Consider the following 1,003-nt stretch of genomic DNA (forward strand, 5'->3'; position numbering starts at 1 on the left):
TAGCTAAATATCCTATTATCGGGATGATCGTTCGACCGATTCTGTCGCCCTGGGGCTATCAGCAAACGTTGGCCGGTTGTCTTTGGCCGGTCATGCGGATGGTTGAGAATGGCAATGTCCCAACACCTGTCTTTTTGAGGTCTGATTATGACAAGATCGTTACTTGCGACTGCTCTCTTGCTGGCGTCTTCCATTTCTTACGGCGAGTGGACCTCCCCGGATGGTTCGTTAACCATTGGTGGGGATGCAGAAATCAACTTTGATGTGGTTAAAAACCATCGGGGTGCTGATTCAAAAGGAGAAAAATTCGGGCCAGATGTGACAACCACACAGACACAGTTAAACGACGATTCACGTATAAAAATGATGGTTCAGTGGCAGACGGCCCGTACTGACAACGATTTTCTTGCCGCAAAAATTGAGCCATTAATTCGGACTGACGGCACCGTCCAGGTTGATGATTCTTACTTCATGTTTGGTACAAAAAAGACTTGGGAATTTCAGATTGGCTGCTATGAAGCCATGAACCTGTTCCCGCTGGGTAAAGATGTTGTATTGGATTACGCCAATGGTTCGGATGGTTTGGGTGCAGGCATTTATTATTACATGGCCAAAGAAGCCCGCGGTCGCGCTGGTCCAGCGGGCCAGGCCCGGCTCTCCGGTCAAGTCAATCACTGGACCGCAGAAATTTCCACAATATACGGCAATACAGAAAATGTACTGGAAAGTACGCAAAGTTACATCGATAGCGATAACTTAGGTAATATGCCGGAACTGAAATCCGACAATAACAGCTTTATGATTCGCCCTGCCATCAACTACATGAGCGACACAGGTGGCTTCAGCTTGAGCTTTGGTGGTGAGTTTGAAGTTAACAAAGACTCTGTAACGGTGGTAGCAACTGATACACTGCTCAACTTGTCTGACCGCTACGGTTTAGCCATTACCGCAGGGCGATAGAACCAGACGTACGACCATCCACTAAACACAAAACTTGACTTTC

The 1,003-nt window shown here is 47.4% G+C and carries 1 protein-coding gene; it reads left to right on the forward strand.

Annotated elements, in window-relative coordinates; translation table 11 throughout:
• Positions 1 to 147 precede the first annotated feature (147 nt).
• Positions 148 to 960 carry a carbohydrate porin gene (locus KDK14_RS03695; RefSeq protein WP_257263670.1) on the forward strand — a complete coding sequence of 271 codons (813 nt, stop codon included), beginning with the start codon at positions 148 to 150 and terminating at the stop codon, positions 958 to 960.
• Positions 961 to 1,003 lie beyond the last annotated feature (43 nt).

Source organism: Endozoicomonas sp. ONNA2 (assembly GCF_024606365.1).
GTDB lineage: Bacteria > Pseudomonadota > Gammaproteobacteria > Pseudomonadales > Endozoicomonadaceae > Endozoicomonas.